Origin of the sequence: Mesorhizobium sp. dw_380, from assembly GCF_018588885.1 — a bacterium.
Classification (GTDB): Bacteria; Pseudomonadota; Alphaproteobacteria; order Rhizobiales; family Rhizobiaceae; genus Mesorhizobium.
In genome coordinates, this window is the sequence record NZ_JAFFIW010000034.1 from 40,583 (window position 1) to 65,659 (window position 25,077).

25 protein-coding genes are annotated in these 25,077 nt (G+C 64.1%); 13 read left to right on the top strand and 12 right to left on the bottom strand.

Annotated elements, in window-relative coordinates; genetic code table 11:
* Window positions 1-101: 101 nt before the first annotated feature.
* The 3 genes from JT360_RS25495 to petA all read right to left on the bottom strand — a co-directional run bounded on the left by JT360_RS25495 (window position 102) and on the right by petA (window position 2,965).
* Window positions 102-974 (bottom strand): cytochrome c1, encoded by an 873-nt coding sequence (locus JT360_RS25495; protein ID WP_214475072.1) that lies wholly within the window; start codon window positions 972-974, stop codon window positions 102-104.
* A 111-nt stretch (window positions 975-1,085) separates the two neighbouring features.
* The gene (locus JT360_RS25500; protein ID WP_214475075.1) at window positions 1,086-2,387 is read right to left on the bottom strand and encodes a cytochrome b; all 1,302 of its coding nucleotides are present in this window, start codon (window positions 2,385-2,387) and stop codon (window positions 1,086-1,088) included.
* 17 nt (window positions 2,388-2,404) lie between these two features.
* The gene (gene petA / locus JT360_RS25505; RefSeq protein WP_214475077.1) at window positions 2,405-2,965 is read right to left on the bottom strand and encodes a ubiquinol-cytochrome c reductase iron-sulfur subunit; all 561 of its coding nucleotides are present in this window, start codon (window positions 2,963-2,965) and stop codon (window positions 2,405-2,407) included.
* Between the two features lie 303 nt (window positions 2,966-3,268).
* Between petA and JT360_RS25510 the strand changes: the two genes are divergently transcribed.
* Window positions 3,269-3,625 carry a cupin domain-containing protein gene (locus JT360_RS25510; RefSeq protein ID WP_214475079.1) on the top strand — a complete coding sequence of 119 codons (357 nt, stop codon included), beginning with the start codon at window positions 3,269-3,271 and terminating at the stop codon, window positions 3,623-3,625.
* A 71-nt stretch (window positions 3,626-3,696) separates the two neighbouring features.
* Window positions 3,697-4,581, top strand: a complete 885-nt coding sequence (locus tag JT360_RS25515; protein WP_214475081.1) for an alpha/beta fold hydrolase — start codon at window positions 3,697-3,699, stop codon at window positions 4,579-4,581.
* Here JT360_RS25515 and JT360_RS25520 read toward each other — a convergent pair.
* Genes JT360_RS25520 through JT360_RS25540 form a run of 5 tightly spaced genes read right to left on the bottom strand, consistent with a single transcriptional unit; the run spans window position 4,562 to window position 9,550 of the window.
* Complete coding sequence (locus tag JT360_RS25520) at window positions 4,562-4,873, bottom strand: DUF6665 family protein (RefSeq protein WP_214475083.1); 312 nt, start codon at window positions 4,871-4,873, stop codon at window positions 4,562-4,564. The two genes, JT360_RS25515 and JT360_RS25520, sit on opposite strands and share 20 nt — an antisense overlap.
* A 1-nt stretch (window position 4,874) precedes the next feature.
* Window positions 4,875-5,342 carry a GNAT family N-acetyltransferase gene (locus JT360_RS25525; protein ID WP_214475085.1) on the bottom strand — a complete coding sequence of 156 codons (468 nt, stop codon included), beginning with the start codon at window positions 5,340-5,342 and terminating at the stop codon, window positions 4,875-4,877.
* Between the two features lie 3 nt (window positions 5,343-5,345).
* The gene (locus JT360_RS25530) at window positions 5,346-7,229 is read right to left on the bottom strand and encodes an ABC transporter ATP-binding protein (protein ID WP_214475087.1); all 1,884 of its coding nucleotides are present in this window, start codon (window positions 7,227-7,229) and stop codon (window positions 5,346-5,348) included.
* 10 nt (window positions 7,230-7,239) lie between these two features.
* On the bottom strand, window positions 7,240-9,126 hold the full coding sequence (locus JT360_RS25535; RefSeq protein WP_214475089.1) for an ABC transporter ATP-binding protein: 1,887 nt from the start codon (window positions 9,124-9,126) through the stop codon (window positions 7,240-7,242).
* Between the two features lie 28 nt (window positions 9,127-9,154).
* Complete coding sequence (locus JT360_RS25540; protein WP_250889072.1) at window positions 9,155-9,550, bottom strand: hypothetical protein; 396 nt, start codon at window positions 9,548-9,550, stop codon at window positions 9,155-9,157.
* Window positions 9,551-10,020: 470 nt separating this feature from the next.
* On the opposite strand from JT360_RS25540, the gene JT360_RS25545 reads away from it, so the two are divergent.
* Together JT360_RS25545 and soxR are read left to right on the top strand one after the other, a co-directional pair.
* Window positions 10,021-10,479 carry a tRNA (cytidine(34)-2'-O)-methyltransferase gene (locus JT360_RS25545; RefSeq protein WP_214475095.1) on the top strand — a complete coding sequence of 153 codons (459 nt, stop codon included), beginning with the start codon at window positions 10,021-10,023 and terminating at the stop codon, window positions 10,477-10,479.
* Between the two features lie 159 nt (window positions 10,480-10,638).
* Complete coding sequence (soxR, locus tag JT360_RS25550; RefSeq protein ID WP_214475097.1) at window positions 10,639-11,082, top strand: redox-sensitive transcriptional activator SoxR; 444 nt, start codon at window positions 10,639-10,641, stop codon at window positions 11,080-11,082.
* Between the two features lie 15 nt (window positions 11,083-11,097).
* On the opposite strand, the gene JT360_RS25555 is transcribed toward soxR, so the two are convergent.
* Entirely contained in the window at window positions 11,098-11,355 is a 258-nt protein-coding gene (locus tag JT360_RS25555) for a hypothetical protein (protein WP_023770299.1), read from the bottom strand.
* Between the two features lie 167 nt (window positions 11,356-11,522).
* Between JT360_RS25555 and hemF the strand changes: the two genes are divergently transcribed.
* From hemF to JT360_RS25580, 5 genes are all read left to right on the top strand, one after another.
* Complete coding sequence (hemF, locus tag JT360_RS25560; protein ID WP_214475099.1) at window positions 11,523-12,437, top strand: oxygen-dependent coproporphyrinogen oxidase; 915 nt, start codon at window positions 11,523-11,525, stop codon at window positions 12,435-12,437.
* A 309-nt stretch (window positions 12,438-12,746) separates the two neighbouring features.
* A complete protein-coding gene (locus tag JT360_RS25565; protein ID WP_214475101.1) occupies window positions 12,747-13,007 on the top strand; it encodes a DUF1344 domain-containing protein in 261 nt (86 codons plus the stop codon).
* Between the two features lie 226 nt (window positions 13,008-13,233).
* Window positions 13,234-13,419 (top strand): DUF1059 domain-containing protein, encoded by a 186-nt coding sequence (locus tag JT360_RS25570; protein ID WP_214475103.1) that lies wholly within the window; start codon window positions 13,234-13,236, stop codon window positions 13,417-13,419.
* A gap of 262 nt (window positions 13,420-13,681) precedes the next feature.
* Window positions 13,682-14,260: a hypothetical protein gene (locus JT360_RS25575; RefSeq protein ID WP_214475105.1), complete on the top strand. Its 579-nt coding sequence runs from the start codon at window positions 13,682-13,684 to the stop codon at window positions 14,258-14,260.
* 100 nt (window positions 14,261-14,360) lie between these two features.
* Entirely contained in the window at window positions 14,361-15,329 is a 969-nt protein-coding gene (locus JT360_RS25580) for a S8 family serine peptidase (RefSeq protein WP_250889073.1), read from the top strand.
* A gap of 59 nt (window positions 15,330-15,388) precedes the next feature.
* Here the strand turns inward: JT360_RS25580 and JT360_RS25585 are convergent, their stop codons facing one another.
* From JT360_RS25585 to JT360_RS25595, 3 genes are read right to left on the bottom strand one after another with little or no spacing between them, the layout of a single operon-like run.
* Complete coding sequence (locus tag JT360_RS25585) at window positions 15,389-16,651, bottom strand: CCA tRNA nucleotidyltransferase (RefSeq protein ID WP_214475107.1); 1,263 nt, start codon at window positions 16,649-16,651, stop codon at window positions 15,389-15,391.
* Window positions 16,648-17,280 (bottom strand): CoA pyrophosphatase, encoded by a 633-nt coding sequence (locus JT360_RS25590; protein WP_214475109.1) that lies wholly within the window; start codon window positions 17,278-17,280, stop codon window positions 16,648-16,650. Before JT360_RS25590 ends, JT360_RS25585 begins: the two co-directional genes overlap by 4 nt.
* A complete protein-coding gene (locus JT360_RS25595; RefSeq protein WP_214475127.1) occupies window positions 17,280-17,909 on the bottom strand; it encodes a DUF1285 domain-containing protein in 630 nt (209 codons plus the stop codon). Before JT360_RS25595 ends, JT360_RS25590 begins: the two co-directional genes overlap by 1 nt.
* A gap of 141 nt (window positions 17,910-18,050) precedes the next feature.
* Between JT360_RS25595 and JT360_RS25600 the strand changes: the two genes are divergently transcribed.
* The 4 genes from JT360_RS25600 to JT360_RS25615 all read left to right on the top strand — a co-directional run bounded on the left by JT360_RS25600 (window position 18,051) and on the right by JT360_RS25615 (window position 25,038).
* Window positions 18,051-19,055 carry an AAA family ATPase gene (locus JT360_RS25600; RefSeq protein ID WP_214475111.1) on the top strand — a complete coding sequence of 335 codons (1,005 nt, stop codon included), beginning with the start codon at window positions 18,051-18,053 and terminating at the stop codon, window positions 19,053-19,055.
* A complete protein-coding gene (locus tag JT360_RS25605; RefSeq protein WP_214475112.1) occupies window positions 19,055-20,086 on the top strand; it encodes a DUF58 domain-containing protein in 1,032 nt (343 codons plus the stop codon). The genes JT360_RS25600 and JT360_RS25605 overlap by 1 nt, the downstream gene beginning before the upstream one ends.
* A complete protein-coding gene (locus tag JT360_RS25610) occupies window positions 20,083-22,905 on the top strand; it encodes a DUF4159 domain-containing protein (RefSeq protein WP_214475114.1) in 2,823 nt (940 codons plus the stop codon). Before JT360_RS25605 ends, JT360_RS25610 begins: the two co-directional genes overlap by 4 nt.
* A gap of 63 nt (window positions 22,906-22,968) precedes the next feature.
* On the top strand, window positions 22,969-25,038 hold the full coding sequence (locus JT360_RS25615; RefSeq protein WP_214475117.1) for a hypothetical protein: 2,070 nt from the start codon (window positions 22,969-22,971) through the stop codon (window positions 25,036-25,038).
* Window positions 25,039-25,077 lie beyond the last annotated feature (39 nt).

The window sequence follows — 25,077 nt, forward strand, 5'->3', positions numbered from 1 at the left end:
AATTTAACCGCCACGCCGCTCATGAGTGCTTCGGCCGGCGAAGGCCGGAAGCGCAGGAAGCCATTGTTTGCAGGCCGGCCTCACCTGAATATCAGCGGGCTTTAGTGCGCCACGCCTTCCCATACCTTGCGCTTGGTGAGGTAGACCAGCGCACCGAACAGCAGCAGGAACACCAGCACCCGGAAGCCCATCTTCTTGCGGTCTTCCATATGCGGCTCGGCCGCCCATGTCAGGAAGGCCGCGACATCGCGGGCATATTGGTCGACGGTCTGCGGCGAACCGTCATCATAGGTGACCTGGCCGTCGGAGAGCGGCTTGGGCATCTTCAACGAGACGGCGGAGATGAAGTAGGGATTGTAGTGCGTGCCTTCCGGGATGACCATGCCGGCCGGCGGCGTCTGGTCGTAGCCGGTCAGCAGCGAATGGATGTAGTCGGGGCCGCCCGCATCATACTGGGTGAAGATGTCGAAGACGAACTGCGGAAAGCCACGCTCGACGCCGCGCGCCTTGGCCAGCAGCGACATGTCGGGCGGGGCCGCGCCGCCATTCGAGGCAGCGGCGGCTTCCTCATTGGCGAACGGCGCCGGGAAATGGTCGGACGGCTTGCCGGGACGGTCGAACATGTCGCCCGCATCATTAGGACCGTCATGGATGGTGTATTCAGCCGACAGCGTCTTGATCTGCGCATCGGAATAGCCGAGGTCGGACAGCGTGCGGAACGCCACCAGATTCATCGAATGGCAGGCCGAGCAGACTTCCTTGTAGACTTTCAGGCCGCGCTGCAGCTGCGCCTTGTCATAGGTGCCGAACGGGCCGGTGAAGCTCCAGCTCATTTCCTTCGGCTCGTTGATCGGGAAATGCGTCGGTGCCGCCGCATTGTGCGCCTCTTCGGCCGCGAACGCTGAAGTACCCGCGGCCCCGGTGCCGATGGCCACAAGGCCGAGCAGCGCCAGCGAGGTGAGAATCTTTTTCATGCCAAATCCCCTTAGATTCTCTACCGCTCTGTCTTTCTGTTCGAGCATGATCTCTGGACAAACGGTTCCGTTTGTCCGGGAAAACCGGTCCCCACTTTTCGGGATCATGCTCTAGCCCTTGGTCTGTGGTGCGGCCGCGGCGGCCGCCGGATGCCCGCTGCCACCCTTGTTCTTCTCCAGCACCGCCTCGGTGATCGAGTTCGGCAGCCTGCGCGGCGTCTCGATCAGGCCGAGCACCGGCAGCGCGACCAGGAAGAAGAAGAAGTAGAACAGCGTCGCCATCTGCGCCATGAACACATAGCTGCCTTCCGCCGGCTGCGAGCCCAGCCAACCAAGCAGGACGGCATCGGCCACGAACAGCCAGAAGAACAGCTTGTACCAGGGCCGGTAGACCGCCGAGCGCACCTTGGAAGTGTCGAGCCACGGCACCAGGAACAGCATGATGATGGCGCCGAACAGGCACAGCACGCCGCCGAGCTTGGAATTGATCGGCCCGATGTTGAAGGTGATGGCACGCAGGATCGCGTAGAACGGCAGGAAGTACCATTCCGGCACGATATGGGCCGGGGTCTTCAGCGGGTTGGCGACCGTATAGTTGTCCGGATGGCCGAGATAGTTCGGCAGGTAGAAGACGAAATAGGCGAAGAAGAACAGGAACACGATCATGCCGAACGCGTCCTTGATGGTCGCGTAAGGCGTGAAGGCGACGGTGTCGGTCTTCGACTTGACCTCGATGCCGGTCGGGTTCGACTGGCCCACGACATGCAGCGCCCAGATGTGCAGCACGACGACGCCGGCAATCATGAACGGCAAGAGATAGTGCAGCGCGAAGAAGCGGTTCAGCGTCGGATTGTCGACCGCGAACCCGCCAAGCAGCAGCTGCTGGATCCAGTCGCCGACCAGCGGAATGGCGGTGAAGAAGCCGGTGATGACGGTGGCGCCCCAGAAGCTCATCTGTCCCCAAGGCAGCACATAGCCCATGAAGCCGGTCGCCATCATCAGGAGGTAGATGATGCAGCCGAGAATCCAGAGCAGCTCGCGCGGCGCCTTGTAGGAGCCGTAATAGAGGCCACGGAAGATGTGGATATAGACGGCGATGAAGAAGAAGGAAGCGCCGTTGGCATGCATGTAGCGCAACAGCCAGCCGGAATTGACGTCGCGCATGATCTTTTCGACGGAGCCGAAGGCGAGATTGGCATCGGACGTATAGTGCATGGCCAGCACGATGCCGGTCACCATCTGCGCCACCAGCATGATCGACAGGATGCCGCCGAACGTCCACGCATAGTTGAGGTTGCGCGGCACCGGATAGGCGACGAAGCTGTCATAAACCAGCCGCGGCAGCGGCATGCGGGCGTCGAACCAGCGTCCGAGACCGGTTTTGGGCGTATAGGTCGAGTGTCCCTCGCTCATCGAAATATCCCCCTGCCTCAACCGATAAGGATCTTGGTATCGGAAACGAACTTGAATACCGGGATCGCCATGTTCTCGGGCGCCGGGCCTTTGCGGATGCGGCCGGCGGTGTCGTATTGCGAACCGTGGCACGGGCAGAACCAGCCGCCGAAATCGCCTTCCTGGCCGAGCGGGATGCAGCCCAGATGCGTGCAGACCTGAACCATCACCATCCAGGCTTCCTTGCCGGGCGTGGTGCGGTTGGCGTCGGTCGCCGGCGCATCGGACGGCAGGTTGGCGTTGCGCGCGATCGGATCCTTGAGATCGGAGAGATTGACGGCTTCGCCGTCCTTCATTTCCTTCTCAGTGCGGTTGCGCACCACGACCGGCTTGCCGCGCCACTTGACGATCAGAGAACTGCCAGGTGCCAGGGAGGAGACATCGACTTCGACCGAGGCCAGTGCCAGCGTCGAGGCATCGGGGCGCATCTGGTCGATGAACGGCCATGCGACGGCACCGGCGCCGACCACGGCGGCCATGCCGGTGGCGACGTAAAGAAAATCTCGACGATTGGGATCGTGGATGTCGGTTGCGCTCACGGGTGCCTGATCCTTTTGCCTCTTCCGCGCCGGTGGCCGAGCCTTGTTCCCCGCTCCATCACGCCAACCCGACAGCGCATGGCGAACAGGCTAGCGAACTCCTCCGGCATTTGGACTTCGGTTTATGCGTGAAGCCTGTTTTTGTCCAGACGGATCAAGGCACATGGGCAGATTGTCGCGGGGACAAAATCCCCTGTCGCGCAGCAAGGCAGTGAATGGTCGCGAATGGCGGCTAAACCGCCGGGAAACAACCGCAAATCCAGTGTCCTCGACAGGAGGCCTATATGGTCTATCTTCCTTCACATGGCGCATATCATAGATCGCGAGGAATGGGCTGTTCGTCCCGGCCACTGGCCCGACCGCTGGAAGGGCGAACTGCAAGGCGGCGCCTACGGCTCCAACTCCTGCCTGATCTTCAACCACCTGCCCGACGTCGGCGGCGGCCCGCGGCTGCACTCCCATCCTTACGCGGAGATCTTCATCATCCGCCAGGGCACCGCCCTGTTCACGGTCGGCGACAAGGAAATCGAGGCCTCCGCCGGCCAGATTGTCATCGTACCACCCCACACGCCGCACAAATTCACCAATCCCGGTCCGGGTCCGCTGGAAACGATCGACATTCACGAGAACGGCACCTTCATCACAGAATGGCTGGAGTGAGGGTGCGTAGCCCTGTCGGTTTCCCGATTGCCGCCTAGATTTATGGGACAGGCAGTCGGCAGGACCAGGACATGCAAACCTCGAACGTCGAAATCGAAGGGCTGAGCATCGCCATCCGCGAGGCAGGCCCGGCCGGAGCGCCGGCTTTCCTCCTGCTGCATGGATGGCCGCAAAGCTCCTACGCGTTCGAACGGGTGATCGGCCGGCTGGCAGCCGACTACCGGGTCGTCGCCCCCGACCTGCCCTGCATCGGCGGCTCGCAAGGCATGCCCAAGGCTGGCGACAAGAGGACCCTGGCAAGGCTGATGAGAGGCGTCGCCGAGGCATGCGGGCTGCGGCAACTCGTGGCCGCCGGCCATGATGTCGGCGGCCAGGTCGTGTTTGCCTTGTTGCGCGACCACCCGGAGTTACTTTCCGGCGCGGCGATCATGGACGTCGTCGTTCCAGGTGTCGCGCCGTGGGAGAAGGTCATTCGCAATCCGCAAATCTGGCACTTTGCTTTCCATGCCGTCCCGGCCTTGCCGGAAACGCTGGTCAGCGGCCATCAGAGCGCCTATTTCGACTTCTTCTTCAATACGCTTTCGAAGCATCGTGCCTCGATCCCTGACGAGGCCAGGGAAATTTACGCAAAAGCCTATTCCCGTCCTGAAAGCCTCCAGGCCGGATTCGACTGGTATCGCGCCTTCCCGGAGGATACCAAGGCCAACGCCGTGCGGCCGGCGAAGCCGATCGCGGTTCCGGCGCTCTATCTGAGGGGTGCGGCCGAGTCAGGCGACATCGGCGACTATGTCGATGGCCTGCGGGCAGCCGGGCTCTCAAATGTCGAGGGCGACATCATTGCCGACAGCGGACACTTCATCGCCGACGAAAACCCCGAAGCGCTCGCCATCCGCCTGGCGCGATTCCACAGGGAAATCAGCGCTGCAAGCTCCGACCCTACATGGCGCCAAGCCTGACCAGCACGGCTTTCGGGATGTTGTATTCGCGGATCACGGCGTCATGCTTTCGAAGGCCGCACAGCTCGCGCTGGATGAAATAGCCATGCACCGCCATGGCGGCCTCCTTAAGAAGCCGAGGGCGCAACTGCTCGTCGCCATTGCCACGCAGTCTGGCCAATGTCTCTTCCACACGCTGTCCGGCACGGCCGAGTGCCGCCGCCTTCTCGGCGAGGATTTCGTGGCCAAGCGCATCGAAGGCAGCTTCGGCAGCGGTGGCGCTGGCAAGATGAGATGGCGGACGCAACGACATGTCAGCCTCCTTTCCCAAAAATCATACGGTGTGTGACGAATTCTTCGCCCGCCACCGGCTGGAAGCCAAGTCGCTCATAGAAACCAAACGCTTCTTTCGGCGCGCGGGTGTTCAGCACAGTGAAATACTGGCGTGCCCTGTCGATGACCGTCTCCACAAGCACGCGCCCAAGGCCGTTGCGGCGATGACGCGCGCTGACGAACAGGTGCCGGACCCGGCCGTGGCGCATGCCCCCGAAATAAGGATCGATGTTCAGCCCGCAGACGCCAGCGAGTTCGGGCCCATGCCATGCCCCGAACAGCGCCTCGCCCCGCTTCAGGAACTTGTTGCGGCCGCCTGCCCAGCCATCCGCCAGCCGCACCAGCATCCAGTAGCCTTCCAGCCGGCTCTCTTCCTGTAATGCGTCGAAGGCCGGCATGATTGGCCGGAAACGCTTGAGCACATAGCCGGTTTCTGGCGATCCACTCATGGTTCACTCCGCCGGCCGCGTCTCTTCGAGCACGCTTTCCTCGTGATAGAGGAAGCCGCCCGACTGCCGCTTCCACAGCCGCGCATAGAGCCTGTCGAGCGCCACCAGCTCGTCATGGGTGCCTTGCTCGACGATGCGGCCACCGTCGAGCACCACGAGGCGGTCAAGTGCTGCGATCGTCGACAGCCGGTGGGCGATGGCGATGACCGTCTTGTTCTCCATCAGCCTGGTGAGATTCTCCTGGATCGCCGCCTCGATGTCGGAATCGAGCGCCGAGGTCGCCTCGTCGAGGATCAGGATCGGCGCGTCCTTGAGGAAGACACGCGCGATCGCCACGCGCTGGCGCTGCCCGCCCGACAGTTTCACGCCGCGCTCGCCGACAAAGGCCTCGTAGCCGGCACGGTCCCGGTTGTCGCGCAGGCCAAGGATGAACTCGTGCGCCTCGGCCTTCCTGGCCGCCGCGATCACCTCGGCGTCGGTCGCGTCAGGCATGCCGAGCTTGATGTTGTCGCGCAGCGAGCGATGGAACAATGCGGTGTCCTGGCTGACGACGCCGATATTGGCGCGCAGCGAATTCTGCGTCACCTCCGAAACGTTCTGGCCATCGATGGTGATGGAGCCGCGTTCCAGGTCGTAGAGCCGCAGGATCAGATTGGCGAGCGTCGTCTTGCCCGCACCCGATGGTCCGACCAGCCCGACCTTTTCGCCTGGCTTGACGACAAGGTCGATGCCGTTCAGCACGCCGAACCCCTTGCCGTAATGGAACTCGACTTTTTTCACGTCGATGCGCCCGCCGGCGACGACAAGCTCCCTGGCGTCGGGCGCGTCGGTGAGCCCGAGCGGCTGCGAGATCAGTGCCTTGGAATTCTCCAGCACGCCGAGATTCCGCAAGATGCCGTTGAGCTGCATCATCAGCCGGCCGAGCAGCATGTTAAGCCGCAGCACCAGCGACAGCGTGAAGGCGACCGCGCCGACGGTGATCGAACCCTCGACCCAGAGATAGACGGCAAAACAGCCGATCGCCGTGATCATGATGCCCGACAGCATCGTCAGTGCCATGCGCACGCCGGTCAGCCGGCGGGTGAAGGGGCGCAGCGCGTCGAGATAGATGTCGAAACCGTTCCTGATGTAGCGGTCGTCGCCATCGGCCGAGAACAGTTTCAGCGTCTGCACGTTGGAATAGGAATCGACGATGCGGCCGTTGATCATCGAGCCGGCCTCGGCGGTCGCCTCGGCATGTTTGCGGATTGCCGGCAGATAAAGCCGGGCCAGCCAGCCGAAGGCGACGATCCAGATCACCACCAGCACCGCGAGCCTGAGATCGAGACCTGCGACCAGCGCCAGCGTCGTCACCGTGTAGACGATCATGAACCAGACGACCTCGATGAAGCTTTCCATCAGGTCGCCCGTCGCCTGCCCCGCCTGCCAGACTTTTGTCGCGATGCGGCCGGCGAAATCGTTCTGGAAGAAGGCATAAGACTGGCGCGAGACATGCCGGTGCGCCTGCCAGCGCACCAGATTGTAGAAGCCGGGCGTGATCGTCTGTTCGTCGACCAGCGCCGACAGGCCGACGATGATGGTGCGGATGACCAGCACCACGGCGGCCATGAACACAAGTTCCGGGCCGGCGGCGGTCCACAGCGCATGCCAGCTGCGTTCGCCGGGAAGCTGGTCGAGAATGTCGACCAGCCGCCCGACGAAGTAGAACAGGCCGGCCTCGACCAGCGGCGCGATGCCGCCGATGACGAGCATGGCGAAGAAGGCGAACTTCGCCTGGCCGACATAGTGCCAGATGAAGCCGCCGACGCTGGATGGTGGCCGAAGGCTCGCCGGCTCCCTGAACGGATAGACCCAGTTCTCGAACCAGCGATAGACGGCTGTCATCATGCGGCGGCCATCATTCTGCGGCTTGTCCCTTTGCGATCGCATCGTTGGCGGCATCGGCCGGGATGTCCTCGAGCAGGAACCCGCCCGACTGGCGCTGCCAGAGCTGCGCGTAGAGCCCGCCCCTGGCGACCAGCTGCTCGTGCGACCCTTCCTCGATGACGCGGCCCTGGTCCAGCACCACAAGCCTGTCCATCGCCGCGATGGTCGACAGCCGGTGGGCGATGGCGATGACGGTCTTGCCCTGCATGAGCTTGTAGAGGTTCTCCTGGATGGCAGCTTCCGCCTCGGAATCCAGCGCGGAGGTCGCCTCGTCAAGGATAAGTATCGGCGCGTCCTTCAACATAACGCGAGCAATCGCGATGCGCTGCCGCTGGCCGCCCGACAATTTGACGCCGCGGTCGCCGACATGGGCGTCGAAACCCTTGCGGCCACTGGCGTCCGAAAGCCCACCGATGAAGTCCAGCGCCTCGGCCCGCCGAGCGGCCTCGACAAGCATCTCGTCTGACGCGTCGGGACGGCCATAGAGGATGTTGTCGCGCACCGAACGATGCAGCAGCGAGGTATCCTGCGTGACCATGCCGATCTGGGCGCGCAGCGAATCCTGCTTCACGTCGGCGATCTCCTGGCCGTCGATCAGGATCCGGCCGCTTTCCAGGTCGTAGAATCGCAGCAGCAGGTTGACCAGCGTCGACTTGCCGGCACCCGAGCGGCCGACAATGCCGACCTTTTCACCGGGCTTCACCGCCAGCGACAGGTTTTCGATCACGCCTTTCTGCTTGCCGTAGTGGAAGCGGATAGCCTCGAAGCGGATCTCGCCTTTGGAAACGGCGATCTCCTTCGCATCGGGCTTGTCTTCGACCAGGCGCGGCAGCGAGATCGAGGCGATGCCGTCCTGCACCGTGCCGATGTTCTCGAACAGGCCCGACATTTCCCACATGATCCACTGCGACATGCCCCACATCCGCAGAACCAGGCCGATGACCACGGCAACCGCGCCGATCGTCACCGCTTGCCCCATCCACAGCCACAGCGAGATGGCGGTGACCGAGAACAGGAGCAACGAGTTCAGTATGTAGAGCGAGCCGAAAAGCACCGTCACCAGCCGCATCGACCGGTAGACCGTGTCGAGGAAGCCGCCCATGCCCTCCTTGGCGAAGGACGCCTCGCGGCGCGCATGGCTGAACAGCTTGACCGTCTGGATGTTGGAGTAGCTGTCGACGACACGGCCGGTCATGACCGAGCGCGCATTCGCCTGTTCCTCGCCGACCTTGCCGAGGCGCGGGATGAAAAAGCGCAGCAAAAGTATGTAGCCGACCAGCCAGACACCCAGCGGTGCGGCCAGCCGCCAGTCGGCCGAACCGACGATGAACAGCATGCCGAGGAAATAGACGATGACGTAGTTCAGGACGTCGATCACCTTGATGACGCATTCGCGCACGGCAAGCGCCGTCTGCATCAGCTTGGTGGCGATGCGGCCGGCAAACTCGTCCTGGTAGAAGCTCATCGATTGCTTGAGCAGGTAGCGATGCACCTGCCAGCGGATGCGCATGGGATAATTGCCCATCAGCGTCTGCTGGTTGAGCAGCGAATGCAGCCACACCGTACCCGGCAGCGCGAACAGCACGATGAAGGCCATGCCGGCGAGCTTCCAGGCTTCCGTCTGCAGGAAGGTTTCGCGATTCTGCCCCGACAGCCAGTCGACGATGCGGCCGAGGAAGCCGAACATCCACACCTCGGCGATGGCGATGGCCGTCACCAGCACCGCATCGATGAGGATATAGGGCCAGGCGCCGCGCGTGTAATGCAGGCAGAAGGCCACCAGCGTCTTGGGCGGCTCGACCGGTTCCGCTGCCGGGAACGGATCGAGCCTTCTTTCAAACCAGCTAAACAACAACATAGGTCATGCTCATAAATCTGTTTTCCGCTTACGCGGCCTGGCGACGTACGAAGTCCCCGGGCCGCATGGCGCCGAGGGCCGACGGTCCGGAATCATCCGGACCGGCGGCCCTGCTTCGCGCAATATAGGGGCTCGCGGGCTTTTCGCCGACAGGCGCGTTTGCCGATCCTGACGACACGGTGCCGCCGGCCCGGTTTTTCGCGCCTGGCCGGATCAGCCGGATGATCCGGCGCACCAGCGACGGCCGGCTCGGATCGGGAACCGCGTGCGAGAAATCGACATCCGGCAGCATGCCGCGATGCGGCCGGCGGCGAACCTGGGCGTGGACCGCCGACGAATAGGTCTCGCCGATCAGCAGCGCCCAGGTCGCCATCTTGCGCTCGTGCAGGTTTCTTGAGCCGGGTATTCTGTAGGGATCGAACATTGGTCCGTCCTCCATGTGAAGATGCGATAAAAAGGGTGAAGCAGCCTCGACCACCGGCATTCGGCCGGAGGTGCGCATTGCCTCGGTCAGGGCACGATGACGAGCATCGGTCCGGACACGACTGAACGAGTCGGTCTGGACATGTTCAGACTGGGCGTTCAGCCCTTTTGACTTTTTGAAAAACATCGCAGGATTCCTTCGAGAGCCGAAAAATCGTTTCGGCGGGAATCGGTGCGATCAAGTCTTAGAGAGTCAGGAGAACCGTCGTACCGAAACCGCCGCGGGCCGTACTGGCCCCCAGGAGAGGTGCAGGATGTGCATGGTCATCATGAATTACCCCTCCATCGGTTCGGGTTGACAATGGACCTGACATACCCGACTTCGCAGAAAATGGCCACCCGCAGGTCCAGCAATTTCCAAAACCGCGACCTCGCTGTTGCCGATCTGCCACTTATTAGAAGGATGCGGAATTGAACTGTTGTCTCCGCATCGCGCTCTACCAGCCGGACATTGCCGGCAATACCGGGACAATCCTGCGCTTCGCCGCTTGCCTCGGGCTTGGCGTCGACATCATCGAACCCGCTGGCTTTCCGCTCTCCGACAAAGCGCTGAAGCGCGCCGGTATGGACTACCTCGAAATGGCTGATCTGACCCGGCATGTCGACTGGCACGCCTTCGAGGCGTGGCGTAAGTCCGGCGCTCGCCGGCTGGTGCTTTTGTCGACCAGGGCCGCCACCCCCTATACGAGCTTCAGCTTCGCCAGCGGCGACATATTGCTGTTCGGCCGCGAATCCGCGGGCGTGCCGGATCCGGTCCATCAGGCGGCCGATGCGCGGCTGACCATCCCGATGCAAGGTAGCGCGCGCAGCATCAACGTCGCGCTCTCCGTCGCCATGGTGGCGGGCGAAGCCATCCGGCAGCTCGGATAGGATCCGCGGCCCGTCGACGACACCACCCTTGCCGCTGCCGACGACGGCGGTTTCTCCAGTCATTCTCACCCAGGCGCACATCGCCTTCTCCTCGTTTGCCCAATCGATATTTCTTCGCTACAAGCTCAACTTAACTTGAGGTCAAGCGGAAAGTGGGAAATGGCGCCAGCAGCGGAATTGACGGTCGGCCAGGTGGCCATGCGCAGCGGCGTCGCGGTGTCGGCGCTGCATTTCTACGAAGCGCGCGGGCTGATCCGCAGTCACCGCACCTCAGGCAACCAGCGCCGCTACGGCCGCGACGTGCTGCGGCGTGTGGCGATCATCAAGGTCGCGCAGGAGGTCGGCATCTCGCTGGCCGAAATCGGTGCCGCACTTGAATCGTTACCTGAAGGCCGCACGCCGACGCGCGAGGATTGGAATCTGCTTTCAACGGCTTGGCGCGATAGCCTCGACCACAAGATCAGCCAGCTAAAGAAGCTGCGCGACGGCCTTACCGACTGTATCGGGTGCGGCTGCATGTCGATCGACAAATGCCCGCTCAGGAACAAGGGCGACAGGCTGGCCAGGGAAGGCACGGGGGCGAGAAGGCTGGTGGCAGGCTGAGACAGGGCGCTCGCGCTAGTCCGCGGCCGGCAACCGCCTGATGGTGAATTCAATCAAATCACCCGGCCGTTCGAACCAGCTTTCGATCTCGGTCCAGTAGGCCTGCTTGGGGAAGCGCTCGAACCATTCCTTGGCCTTGAGGCGCGCATCGGAGCGCGGCAGGACGAAGGTCTCGCGCAGGAAACCGTCGCGCGGCATGCGTGCACGTTCGGCCCGGCTTTGGTCGAGCCTTTTCTTCAGGCCATCCAGCGGCGGTCTTGCCGGGGTGCGCACGAAACCACTCCTTGCACCTGGCGCATGACCCCGAAATCGGAATCGGGTTTCGGAAGGATCATGCGCAAAACCAAAGTGACTTGACCCTGTCCCTTAAGAGATTAGGGATCCCGCCCGGAAAAGACGAGTCTTTTGTCGACTCACCGCCCCGCAACCGGAGACGGCACTTGGAACGACCTGAAATACCGGCTGGCCTGCCCGCCGACATCGAAGAGAAGAAGATGAAGGCCCGCCTGTGGTTCGAAGCGCTGCGCGAACGCATCTGCGCCGCCTTCGAGCAGATCGAGCAGGATCTCCAGGGCCCTCTCGCCTCGTGGTCGCCGGGCCGTTTCGAAAAGACGCCCTGGGAGCGAGACCAGGGCAAGGGCGGCGGCGGCACCATGTCGATGATGCATGGCCGTGTCTTCGAGAAGGTCGGCGTCCACACCTCGACCGTCTATGGCGAATTCTCGCCGGAATTCAGGAAGCAGATGCCCGGCGCCGAGGAAGACCCGCATTTTTGGGCCTCCGGCATTTCGCTGATCGCGCATCCCTGGAACCCGAACGTTCCGGCCGTGCACATGAACACGCGCATGGTGGTTACTTCAAGCCAATGGTTCGGCGGCGGCGCCGATCTGACCCCGGTGCTCGACCGCCGCCGCACCCAGGACGATCCTGATACCGTGGCCTTCCACCGCGCCATGCAGTTCGCTTGCGAAAAAAACGCTGATGTCGCCGATTATCCGAAATTCAAGGCGTGGTGCGACGAGTACTTCTTCCTGCCGCACCGCAACGAGCCGCGCGGCACCGGCGGCATCTTTTTCGACTGGCTGCATTCGGCGCAGGACAAGGGCGGCTGGAATGCCGACTTCAACTTCGTCCAGGATGTCGGGCGCTCCTTTCTCGTCGTCTACGGCCATCTCGTGCGCGCCAACTTCAACGAGAACTGGACCGACGGCGACCGCGACGAACAACTCATCCGCCGCGGCCGCTACGTCGAATTCAACTTGCTTCACGATCGCGGCACCATCTTCGGCCTGAAGACCGGCGGCAATGTCGCGTCGATCCTGTCCAGCCTGCCGCCAGAGGTGCGCTGGCCGTAAAAATATGGTGAGCGCGATGTGAACCGCATTGACGTCCCATTCCAGCGAAATGGGCACGGAATGTGGCACTGGTTGCCGTGAAAAATTTCTTTTTCGTCTAATAGTCAATTGAAAAGACTGGGTTATTTTTGGGCCGGGTCGGGAAGCGCCGGTGGTCCGCCGAGGGCGATTCCAGGAAAGTGCGAGACGGTTTTCCCTCAGGAATTGCGTTCAAAACAAGCGAGCCGCGACTCGACGCGACCGGACGGCCCAAGACGATGCGGGATTTCCAGTCAAAAGCATGCCCGCTCTTTCCAGGAGTACTTTCCAATGCGCAAGATCATTGTTTCGGCTGCCGCGGCGGCCTTGCTCGCTTCCGGTTCGGTGGCATTCGCCGCCGTCAAGCACACCACCGGCACGATCAAGACCTTCGACGCGACGGCCATGAGCCTGGTTCTCGACAATGGATCATCCTTTACGCTTCCCAGCACCTTCAAGGATCCTGGCCTGAAGGTCGGTGAAAAGGTCAGAGTCTCATGGGATATGAGCGGCAAGAACAAGATTGCCGAGTCAGTCAAGATCGTGAAGTGACGACCAACCCGCCCGGGCTGGACAAGACGATGTCCGGCCCTGCCCTGGGGTAAGCGTAGAGGGCGAAGCAGCGCTGCTTCGCCCTTTTTGCCGGTTGACGACAACCAATACCACCCCATCTGTGTTATGCTTGCCCGCTCGCGGTTCAAAGATCCAGAACCGGACCTTGAGCCAAGAAAGTGCCGGAGCCCCGTCCAGGCCCGATGGAGGAAAAAGGAGAAATCTGATGAAGGAATTTCACTGCGGGTCGCTCGTTCCCGGCTGTGACTGGCACACGCGTGCCGAGGAGGAAGCCGAAGTGATGCGCCGCGCCGTCGAGCATATGCGCGAGACGCACGGCGAGACCGTTATCCGCGAGACGATGATCGAGGCGATCCGCTCGCGCATCGAGAAGGCCCGCGACGCCGCGTAGGTTTTGCGCGGACCATGACGCCCGCCATTCGCTTTTGACGCGTGGCGGGCGCTTTGATGTATGGCACCCCACATGGCTCGTTTCGACGCGGTGCGCTTCGCGCCCGGCGGGTCAAAAAATTATATTCCCTCCAGCTAAATAAACCCCGCGGTAACCGAACCCGTGCCACTGTCGGCTGGATAATCCGGCTACAGTGGGCTGCCAGAGGAGCCCGTCGCCACCAGGCACTGATCCGGAACCGGTGGGGTGAGGTGTTTCGCGCATGCGCGAAAAGTCCGGCAGTCGAGTGAGTTTGCGCGCGATGGCGCTGCTGCTGTGCGCGCTCATTGGGGCATCCCCGGTTGTTGCCCAGGAATTGACGACATCGTTGGTCGACATCCATCAGGGCTCGCCACTCAGCGATCGCGCGCGAGGCCTGGGCAATGGCGGTTACGAACTGCAGAGCGGAAACCGGGTTTCGTTCAACCAATGGTACCGCGCAAGCTGGGTCGACATGCATGTGGACCTGCTGACGCAGATTACCGAGGACGCCGGCATCCTTTGGGGATTTGGGACCGGGGAACAGGGTGAGAAGTACAGGATCGAGCCCAGCCTCAAGCTCGGTTTCCTCACCCAGATGCATCCGAGCCCGAACAGTACCCTTTCCCTCTCGCTCACCACGACTATCGGCGGCAAGCTCACCGAAAAATCCTGCCAAGCCGACTATGGCGACCTCGGTACCTACAGCGTCAATTGCCGGCTTGCGGCCAGCCAGATGGCACCTGAGGAAACGCTGAAATATCTGGTTAACGCTAAACCGGAGAGCCAGCATCTGTGGCTGAACTACCGTGTTACTTTCTGATCGCCGAGGCCATGGATTGAGAAAACCATCATCCCCGCGGCTCGCGATCGCCCGTTCCAGTTTCTTGTTTGATCGGAGTAAGAACATGCCAGCTAGACATTTGAAATTCGGTATCGCCACGGCTTTCGCCATGCTGTCGGCGCCGATCGCGTCGGCACAGGAGGCCCCCGATGCGGACGAGATGGCCGCGCTGTGCCATGGCGGCCTGTCCATATGCGTAAGTGCAACGATCCCGGCCGCGCGCACGCAAGCAGCAACAACACCAGGGTGGATGAGCCCCGACGTTGGTGCAGCGTGGGCCGCGGGTTACAAGGGCAAGGGCGCCACGATTACGATCGTCGACGATTTTTCCAGTACATCGCGGTTCTCCGGCAACTTTGGCATCGGGGTGCAGACCCAGCGGCACGGCGAATGGACTCGCGAGGAAGCCTCCATGATTGCCCCCTTGGCAACCATCAGGTCGAAGGACTTCACCACGAGTTCATCAGTCACCTTGGCGCCGGGCCTGAACGTGCTCAATCTGAGCTATGGCATGTACGCCACGGCGGGCTATAGCCCGAACCAGATCGGATGGAGCGCGGAGGAGGCTTCGATCATCTCTTATGCCACCAGAGGGTCAGCCATTGTCTCCAAGGCAGCCGGCAACGACTCGGTTGCCGTCGGCGGGGTCACGAACGGCCAGCAGGACTATCTCGACCTCGCCCTGGTTGGCAAAGCGTCGGCTATCTTCGTCGGCGCGCTGTCCACGAACGGCACGACGACCAACAAGGCCCAGCTCGCATGGTACTCCAACTACGCTGGCTCCAATCCGCTCGTGCAAAGCCATTTCCTTGTGGTCGGTGTCGATGGAAGCAAGACAGACCTTTATGGCACCTCCTTCGCAGCGCCGATCATCTCAGGCTATGCAGCGATCATCGGCAGCAAATTCACCAAAGCCACGCCGACCCAGATCACCAACGATCTGCTCAACACGGCTCGTACCGACACGCTGGTGAACTATAATGCCTCCGTATACGGCAAGGGCGAAGCGAGCCTTTCACGCGCCTTGGCTCCCGTGGCCATCAGGTAAATGAGCAGCGTTTGGTTCGACGACATTTGATCGTCACGGAGGGCAGCCTTCGAGCCACTCTAGGTTTCAAGGGCCTTCGCGGCGCGTTCGAGCAGCGCGTCGCGATCGGGCGCAAAACCGGCTTCGATCCATTCCGCCTCGAGGTTCTTGAGGATTTCGCCAAGCTTCGGCCCCGGCGTTGCGCCGAGCCCCGTCAGGTCGGCGCCTTTCAGCGGAAACACCGGTTTTTCCCATTTGAGCGCGAAGGCCAGCAGGCGCGAAAAGCCGCCGGCTTCAAGCAGCGCGTCATTGTCCTCGACAGCGCGCACCCGCGCGGCCGCGAGCGACAGCCTGAGACGGTCGACAAATCCTTGCCGGTCGCCGCGATAGAGTTTCTTTGCCAGTTCGCCCTCGGTCGTCTTCGGTTCGACGGCGCTGGCCAGTGCCCAGCGGCGCAAACGGTCCGCTTCAGCGGTCGAAAACCTGAGCCGCTCGGCGAGCGTCTTCATGCGCGCGGCATCCGGCGGCACGATCGCCTCCAGCCGCAGCATCGGATCCACCGCCCAGCCCAGATCCTTCTCGGCTTTGGTCAGGCCGTGGATCGCATCGATGCCCCATTTCTCGCTTTCCGGCAGCGCGGCGGTCAAGACACCGGCCTGCCGCATCCAGAGCAGCGCCCGCGAGGGATCGGGCGCCGACAAAAGCTTCTTCAGTTCGGACCACACGCGCTCGGCCGAAAGTTGGGCGAGCCCATCCTTCAGGCGGGCGCAGGCCTTCAGCCCCTCGGCGTCCGGCCGACCCTCGCCATACCAGGCAAAAAAACGGAAGAAGCGCAGGATGCGCAGATAATCCTCGCGGATGCGCGCCTCCGGGTCGCCGATGAAGCGCAGACGGCGCGCCTCGATGTCGGCGATGCCGCCGACCAGGTCGACAATCCGGCCGTCAGCCTCGGCATAAAGCGCGTTGATGGTGAAGTCGCGCCGCTCGGCGTCGAGCTTCCAGTCGCGGCCGAAGGACACTTTTGCCCGCCGGCCGTCGGTCTCGACATCGGCGCGCAAGGTGGTGACTTCATGGGGCTTGCCGCCGGCAATCACCGTGACGGTGCCGTGCTCGATGCCGGTCGGCACCGTCTTGCAGCCTGCCGCCTCGGCGCGGCGAATGGTTTCCTCAGGCAGGCAAGTGGTGGCGATATCGACGTCGGCGACCGGCTGGCCCATCAGCGTGTTGCGCACCGCGCCGCCGGCCACACGCGCCTCTTCACCGCCTTCGGTGAGCGCGCCGAGCAGGCGTTGCAGATGCTTGTCGGTGAGCCAGGCGGCCCTGCCCGCGATCGAGACACTCACGCATAGAGCCTTTCATAGAGCGTACGGATGATGCCGGCGGTGACACCCCAGATGCGCCGGTCACCATAGGGCATATCATAGAAGAACCATTCCAGATCGTTCCACATGCGGCTGTCTCGCTTGTGGTTCGCCGCGTCCATCAGGAAGCGCAGCGGCACTTCGAAGGCGGCATCGACCTCGTCGGCGTTCAAGGTCAGCTCGAAGCCGGGTTGCACGATGCCCAGCACCGGCGCGATGCGATAGCCGCTGCCGGCGACATACCAGGGCATGCGGCCGATGATCTCGATGCGGTCCCGGCCAAGGCCGATCTCCTCGAATGTCTCGCGCAGCGCCGCCGATTCAGGATTTGGATCGGTTGGGTCGATGGTGCCGCCGGGAAAGGCCACCTGTCCCGAATGGCTGCGCAGCCTTTCGGCCCGTTTGGTCAGGAGAACCGTCGCCTCGCCATCATGATCGACGACCGGGATCAGCACCGCGGCATTGCGCAGCGCCTTGCCCTGGTTGAGGCGCGGATGACCGGGATTGAAGCGATGATCGCCATAGTCGTCGCCGGCATGCGCTTGCGGTTGAGCGGCAAAGCGCGCGCGAAAATCCGCCGACGAAAACGGCGCCGGCGACACCTGGTCCATCACGCGCTCAGCCGCTTCAACTGGTCAGCGGGCATGACCGCGAACACCGCGCCCTTCGAGCGCACCGCGAACATCGTCTTGCCGCCGATCTCGATCTCCTCGCCATGCCCGACCAGTTCGTACATCACAGGCCGCGCCACCAGCGCCTCGAGCCTGCCGCGCACCAGCACATAGGGCTTCAGGCCGCCGGTCCCGTTCTCGTCAACGAAGCGCAGCGGCCGCTCCGGTCCGGCTTCGACCACGTCGCCGACATTGGTGCGGAAGGTGATGATCTGTTCGTCGCCGCTGCCCGAAACATCTATCTCGACGGCGACGAACGGCGCGTCGGCAACGCGGATGCCGACCTTTTCCACCGGTGTCACCAGATAGGTCCTGCCGTCCGCATCCTTGCGCAGCACGGAGGAGAAAAGTTGCACCAGCGGCATGCGGCCGATCGGCGTTCCCAGATAGAACCAGGTGCCGTCGGCCCTGATTTCCATGTCGAGGTCGCCGCAAAAGTCGGGATTCCAGCGCTCGACGGGTGCCGCGCCCTTGCCGGCACGCGTCGCGCGCGAGATCAGCGCCTCCAGGCCGCGCGCCTCGGTGGCATCGGTCAGGCTTTGGTCGCGATGTTGCGAGTGTCCCGTCATGGTCACGAAATAGTCACTGTTGTTCCGCTTGTCAGCCTAAGTCTGTGATTTAAATTTGAGCATAGGCCCTACGCGAGGCCGAATCGCGGCACCTATGGTATGGTGCGTACCGGTATTTCCAACCAAAGGGATCGATGCGGCATGAGCGTGATGGTCAAGGAAAGCCCGATCAGCGAAAAGGACATGGTCGCCGAGGCCGAGAAGGCGCTTGCCGACATTTCCAGGATCCGCGACGGGGTCGGCCGGGTGATCTTCGGCCAGGAAAACGTCGTCGAGCGCACGCTGGTGGCGCTGCTTGCCGGCGGCCATGCACTGCTGGTCGGCGTACCGGGCCTGGCCAAGACCAAGCTGGTCGAGACGCTGGGCGTCGTGCTCGGCCTCGATTCGCGCCGCATCCAGTTCACGCCCGACCTGATGCCGTCCGACATTCTCGGCTCCGAGGTGATGGAGCAGGACGAGACCGGCAAGCGCTCCTTCCGCTTCATCGCCGGGCCGATCTTCGCCCAGCTTCTGATGGCCGACGAGATCAACCGCGCCTCGCCGCGTACCCAGTCGGCGCTGCTGCAGGCGATGCAGGAGTATCACGTCACCATTGCCGGCGCCCGCTACGACCTGCCCGCGCCCTTCCATGTGCTGGCGACACAGAACCCGCTGGAACAGGAAGGCACCTATCCATTGCCCGAAGCCCAGCTCGACCGCTTCCTGATGCAGGTCGACATCCTCTATCCCGAAATCGAGGCCGAGCGCCGCATCCTTCTGGAAACCACCGGCATCGAGGATGCGCGGGCCCTGAACGTGCTGCAGCCGGCGCGTCTGAAGGATATCCAGATGCTGATCCGCCGCATGCCGGTGCCCGAAAGCGTGGTCGAGGCGATCCTTACCCTGGTGCGCTCGGCGCGCCCGGGCCAGGGCAATGCCGAAACCGACAAGCATGTCGCCTGGGGCCCCGGCCCGCGCGCCAGCCAGGCGCTGATGCTGTGCACCAGGGCGCGCGCGCTCTACGACGGACGGCTGGCACCCTCGGTCGACGATGTGCGAGCGCTGGCCGAGCCGGTGCTGCAGCACCGCATGGCGCTGACCTTCGCCGCCCGCGCCGAGGGCACCAGCGTGCGCGACGTGGTGGCGAAGCTGGTGAAGGGGATTTAATGGCGCGCATCGGCGAGGTCCAGGCTCCGGCGGCGACGCGCGACGCGCTCGCCCGTGGCCGGTTGCGGGCTTCGCTTGTGCCCGACCTGCTGGTCGAGGCGCGCCGCATCGTCAACACCGTGATTGCCGGCTGGCATGGCCGCCGCAAGCGCGGCATCGGCGAGAATTTCTGGCAGTTCCGCCCCTATGTCGAGGGCGATTCCTCGCGCATCGACTGGCGCCGCTCGGCCCGCGACGACCACACCTATGTGCGCGACCGCGAATGGGAAGCCGCCCATACGGTGTGGCTGTGGGCCGACCCGTCGCCCTCCATGCTCTACAAATCGACCGGCGCCAGCGTCTCCAAGCAATCGCGCGCGCTGGTGCTGACGCTCGCCATGGCCGAGCTTTTGTCGCGCAGCGGCGAGCGCATCGCCTGGCCGGGCCTGACCGATCCGTTCACCGCCCGCAACGGCGCCGAGCGCATCGCCGCCCAGCTCATGCATGCCGGCGAGTTGCCGGCAAAGCCTGACCTCACAGATATCAGGCGCTTCTGCGACATCGTCATCGCCAGCGATTTCCTCGATCCTGTAGAAGAAACAATGTCCTGGCTCGACGTGCTCGCCCGCCACGGCGTTCGCGCCCACCTGATCGAGGTCGCCGATCCGGCCGAGGAAACCTTCCCCTATGCCGGCCGCACCGAGTTCACCGACCCCGAGACCGGCGACAAGCTGACCGCCGGCCGCGCCGAGATGCTCGGCGATGACTACCGCCTGCTCTACACCGCCCGCCGCCAGGAACTGGCCGGCTGGTGCAAGCGCCTCGGCTGGAGCTACACCGTCAACCACACGGATCGGCTGGCCTCCGATGCACTGGTGCGCCTGCACATGGCGATGACCGCCGAGGGCTCTTATGCCGGGCTGACTTCCAGTCATGCCGGGCTGACCTCTGGTCATGCCGGGCTGACTGCTCACGGTCGCGCCGGCATGATCGCCAGTGGCGATCAGCCCAGGCCGACCACAGGCGGTCGACCAGGAAAGGCCGTCGCATGAGTTGGCTGCCGCTCTCCTTTGGCGCCCCCATGGTGCTGTGGGGCCTGCTGGCTCTGCCGGTGATCTGGTGGCTGCTCAGGCTGACGCCGCCCAAGCCGCAAAGCGAGATCTTCCCACCGCTGAAGATCCTGGCGCGCGTGCTGAAGCGCGAGGAAACGCCGCAGCAGAGCCCCTGGTGGCTGACGCTGCTCAGGCTGCTGATGGCGGCCCTCATCGTCGCCGCATTGGCCGAACCGGTGTTCAACCCGCACGAGAAACTTCCGGCCGAGGGTGCGGCACTTGCGCTGGTCATCGACAATGACTGGGCCAGTGCGGCCGACTGGAACAAGCGCGTCGCCACCGCCGAGCGGCTGATCAACGATGCCGGCTCGCATGGCGTGCCGGTCGTCATCGCCTTCACCGCCGAAAAAGCCAATGCGGAGATCGGCCCCTTCGATGCCGCGGCGGCACTCGACCGGCTGCGCGCCGCCAAGCCGCGGCCGATCCCGACCGACCGGCCCGCCGTCTATGCCCGCGTCGCCGGCGTGCTGGAGCGCCTGCCCGGCACCAGCGTCGCCGTGCTGGCCGACGGCTTGGCCGCCAAGGGCGACGAGGCCGCCTTCAACACGCTTTTGTCGAAGAACGCCGCCCGCGTCGTCTGGGCAACCGCCGACCGGCTTTCGCTAACCGGCTTGACCGCCGCCGACAACCAGGTCGACGGCTTTGCCCTGACCGCCATCCGCGCCCCGGGCGATCCGGCGCCGGCGCAGGTCACCGCCGGCGCCTTCGACGACAAGGGGCGCCGCATCGCCGATGCGACGCTGACCTTCGCGCCGGGCGAAGCCACGGCCACCGGCACGATGGCGGTACCGTTCGAGCTGCGCAACGACTTCGCCTCGATCGCCCTCGACGGCGAGCGCCAGGCGGGTGCGGTGCGCGTTTTGGACGAAAACTCCAAGCGCCGCCGCGTCGGGCTGCTGTCGCAGGCCGAGGCCGACCAGGCGCAGCCGCTTCTGTCGCCGCTCTACTACATCAGGCGCGCGCTGCAGCCCTTCGCGGATCTGGTCGAGCCGTCGAGCGCCGATCTCGCCGACGCCATCCCGCAGATCCTCGACCAGAAGCCGGCGATGATCATCATGGCCGACATCGGCACCATTCCCGCGCAAGTCCGGCAAAGGCTGGTCGACTGGGTCGACAATGGCGGCACGCTGGTGCGTTTCGCCGGCTCGCGGCTGGCCGCCGCCGGCAATGACGACGACCTGCTGCCGGTGCGCCTGCGCACCGGCGAGCGTTCGCTCGGCGGCGCGTTGTCATGGACCTCGCCGCAGCCGGTCACCGAATTTCCCAAGGCCGGTCCATTCGCCGATCTGGCGCCGCCGACAGAGGTCACCGTGAGCAGGCAGGTGCTGGCCGAACCGACGCCCGATATCGTCGAGCGCACCTGGGCCGCACTTGCCGACGGCACGCCCCTGGTCACCGGCCTGAAGAAAGGCAAGGGCACGCTGGTGCTGTTCCACGTCACGCCCGAGGCGACATGGTCGAACCTGCCGATATCGGGCAGCTTCGTCGAGATGCTGCGCCGCATCGTGCAGCTGTCGCGCAACCAGGGCGCGGCGGTCGCCAATGCCGAAGCCGCCGCCACATCGCTCGCACCCTACCGCATGATCGCGGCCGATGGCTCGCTGGTGCCGCCGACGCCGGATGCGCGGCCGCTGGTGCCGGGCGCCGGCGCGCTGCCGGTGACCTTGGAGAACCCGCCCGGCCTCTACGGTTCCGAGACCGGCGTCTTCGCCCACAACCTGCTCGACGCCACTAGCAAGTTTGAGCCGCTGGCGCGCCCGCAAATCACAGTGCCGGTCACCACGATCCAGTATGCCTTCGACGAATCGCGCAATCTCAAGGGTGCGCTGGTCCTGGCCGCCCTGGCGCTGATGCTGCTCGACACGCTTGCGGTGTTCTGGATCGGCGGCCTGTTCTCGCGCCGGCCGCGCCGCGCCGGTGCGGTGGCCACCACCGCGGCCATCCTGATTGTGCTTGGCGCGCTGTTCGGCCATGCCGACCTCGCCCGCGCCGACGACGCCAAGCCGGGCGACGAAGTGGCCATCACGGCGATTTCGAAGACCCGCATCGCCTATGTGCTGACCGGAGTGCCGGGCGTCGATTCGATCAGCCGCGCCGGGCTCGAGGGCCTGACGCGTTTCCTGATCGAGAAGACGGCGCTGGAACCGGGCGCGCCGGCCGGCGTCGACATTTCGAAGGACGAGCTGTCTTTCTATCCGCTGATCTACTGGCCGATCGATCCTTCCGCACCGATGCCGAGCCAGGCCGCCATCGCCCGCATCGACGCCTACATGCAACAGGGCGGCACCGTGCTGTTCGACACGCGCGACCAGTTCGCCAACGGCATCGGCGCCGATTCCACCAGCCCGGCGACCGAGCGGCTGCGCGACATCCTCGGCAATCTCAACGTCCCGCCGCTGGAGCCGGTACCCTCCGACCACGTGCTGACCAAATCCTTCTTCATCCTGCCCGAATTTCCCGGCCGCTTCGCCGGCAGCCCGCTCTGGGTCGAGGCATCGCTCGATGCCAGCAACGCCGATAACCGGCCGGTGCGCACCGGCGACGGTGTTTCGCCGATCATGATCACCGCCAATGATTTCGCCGGCGCCTGGGCGGTCGACGAGAATGGCGATCCGCTGCTGCCGACCGTACCGGCCGACCCGATGCAGCGGATCTACGCGCTGCGCGCCGGCGTCAACATCATGATGTACATGCTGACCGGCAACTACAAATCCGACCAGGTGCATGTCCCCATTCTGCTCGAACGGCTGGGGCAGTAACATGACCTTCCTTGTTGCGCTCCCTATGTGGATCGACCCTCCCAACAAGCGGGAGGGTGAGAGATGAATTGGTCGATCTCCTTCGAACCGCTGATCTCCTGGCCGTTGCTCGCTCTGGTGCTGGTGCCGCTGGCGTTGCTGGCGCTTGTCGGCCTGTGGTTTCGCCAGCGTGGTGCTGTCCTGCGCTTCATCGCCTTGCTGGCGCTCGCCGCAGCGCTGTTCAACCCGGTGTTCCTCAATGAGGAGCGCGAGCCGCTGAAAAGCGTCGTCGCGCTGATCGTCGATCGCAGCCAGAGCCAGGATATCGGCGACCGCACCAGGCAGACCGACGAGGCGCTGGCCGGGCTGCAGCAGCGGCTTGGCCGCCTCAAGCAATTCGACGTCCGCATCGTCGAGGCCGGCAAGTCCGAAGCCGCCGAGGAGCGCACCCAAACGCGGCTGTTCGGCGCGTTGGAAGGCGCCTTCCGCGACGTACCGCCCTCGCGTATCGGCGGCGCCATCATGATCACCGATGGCGAGGTGCATGACGCGCCCCCGGGCGCACCCGACTTCAACGCCCCGCTGCACGCCCTGATCACCGGCAACGACCACGAAAAGGACCGCCGCATCCGCTTCGAGAACGCGCCACGCTTCGGCCTTGTCGGCAAGCCGCTCGACATGACCTACCGCGTCATTTCGACGGAAAACGAGACCGGCCCGGTCGATGTGCGCGTCTCGGTCAATGGCGAGCAGGTCGCGGTCGAGCATGCCACCGTCGGCCAGGCCATGCCGCTGCAGGTGACCATTCCGAGTGCCGGGCGCAACATCATCGAACTCGCCATCGATCGCGAACCCGGCGAACTGACCGACACCAACAACCGCGCCATCGCGCTGGTCGACGGCATCCGCGAGAACCTGCGCGTGCTGCTCGTCTCCGGCGAGCCGCATGCCGGCGAGCGCACCTGGCGCAATCTGCTGAAGTCCGACGCCTCGGTCGACCTGGTCCATTTCACAATTCTGCGGCCACCGGAGAAGCAGGACGGCACTCCGATCAACGAATTGTCGCTGATCGCCTTCCCCACCCGCGAGCTGTTCGTCGAGAAGATCAAGGATTTCGACCTCATCATCTTCGACCGCTACCAGCACCGAGACGTGCTGCCGATCCTCTATTACGACTACATCTCCGAATATGTCGAAAAGGGCGGCGCGCTGCTGATCGCCGCCGGCCCCGAATATGCCGGTGAAAGCTCGATCGCGCGCACGCCGCTGATGTCGGCCCTGCCGGCCATGCCGACCGGCGAGGTGGTCGAAAAGGCCTTCTATCCGCGCCTCACCGATCTCGGCCAGCGTCATCCGGTGACGCGCGGCCTCGACGGTTCGGCCACCGAGCCGCCGCACTGGAGCCGCTGGTTCCGCACCATCGGCGTGCAGAATCCGCAAGGCGAAGTGGTGATGAAGGGCGCCGACAACCGGCCCCTGCTGCTGCTCGACCGCAAGGGCGAGGGCCGCGTCGGCATGCTTCTGTCCGACCAGGGCTGGCTGTGGGCGCGCGGCTTCGAGGGTGGTGGCCCGCATGTCCAGCTCTACCGGCGCATCGCCCACTGGCTGATGAAGGAGCCCGAGCTCGAGGAAGAGCGGCTCACAGCCGAGGGACGCGGCATGGTGCTTGAGATCCGCCGCCAGACGATGGCCGACGATCCCGGTCCCGCGCAGATCATCACCCCGTCCGGCAAGACCGTGACCGTCAAGCTCGAGAAATCCGAGCCGGGTGTCTTCCTCGGCAGCGTCCAGACCAGCGAGATCGGCCTCTTCCAGGTCGCCAATGGCGATCTCGCCGCGCTCGCCCATGTCGGACCGGTCAACGCGCCGGAATTCGCCGACGTCATTTCCACGCAGGACAGGCTGAAGGCACCGGCGGAAGCCACCGGCGGCAGTGTGCGCCGGCTGGCCTCGTCCACCGCCGATGTGACCCTGCCTTCCATCGTGCCGGTGCGCTCGGCGGGCGATGCCTCAGGCAGCGACTGGATCGGCCTGCGCACCACCGACGACAGCGTCTTGAAGGCAGTCTCGCGCGTACCGCTGTTCGGCGGCTTCCTCGGCCTCGGCCTGCTGCTCCTGGCGATGGGTTCGATGTGGTACCGCGAGGGAAGGTGAGCTTCCTTCTCCCCGTCACTAGACGGGGAGAAGGTGCCG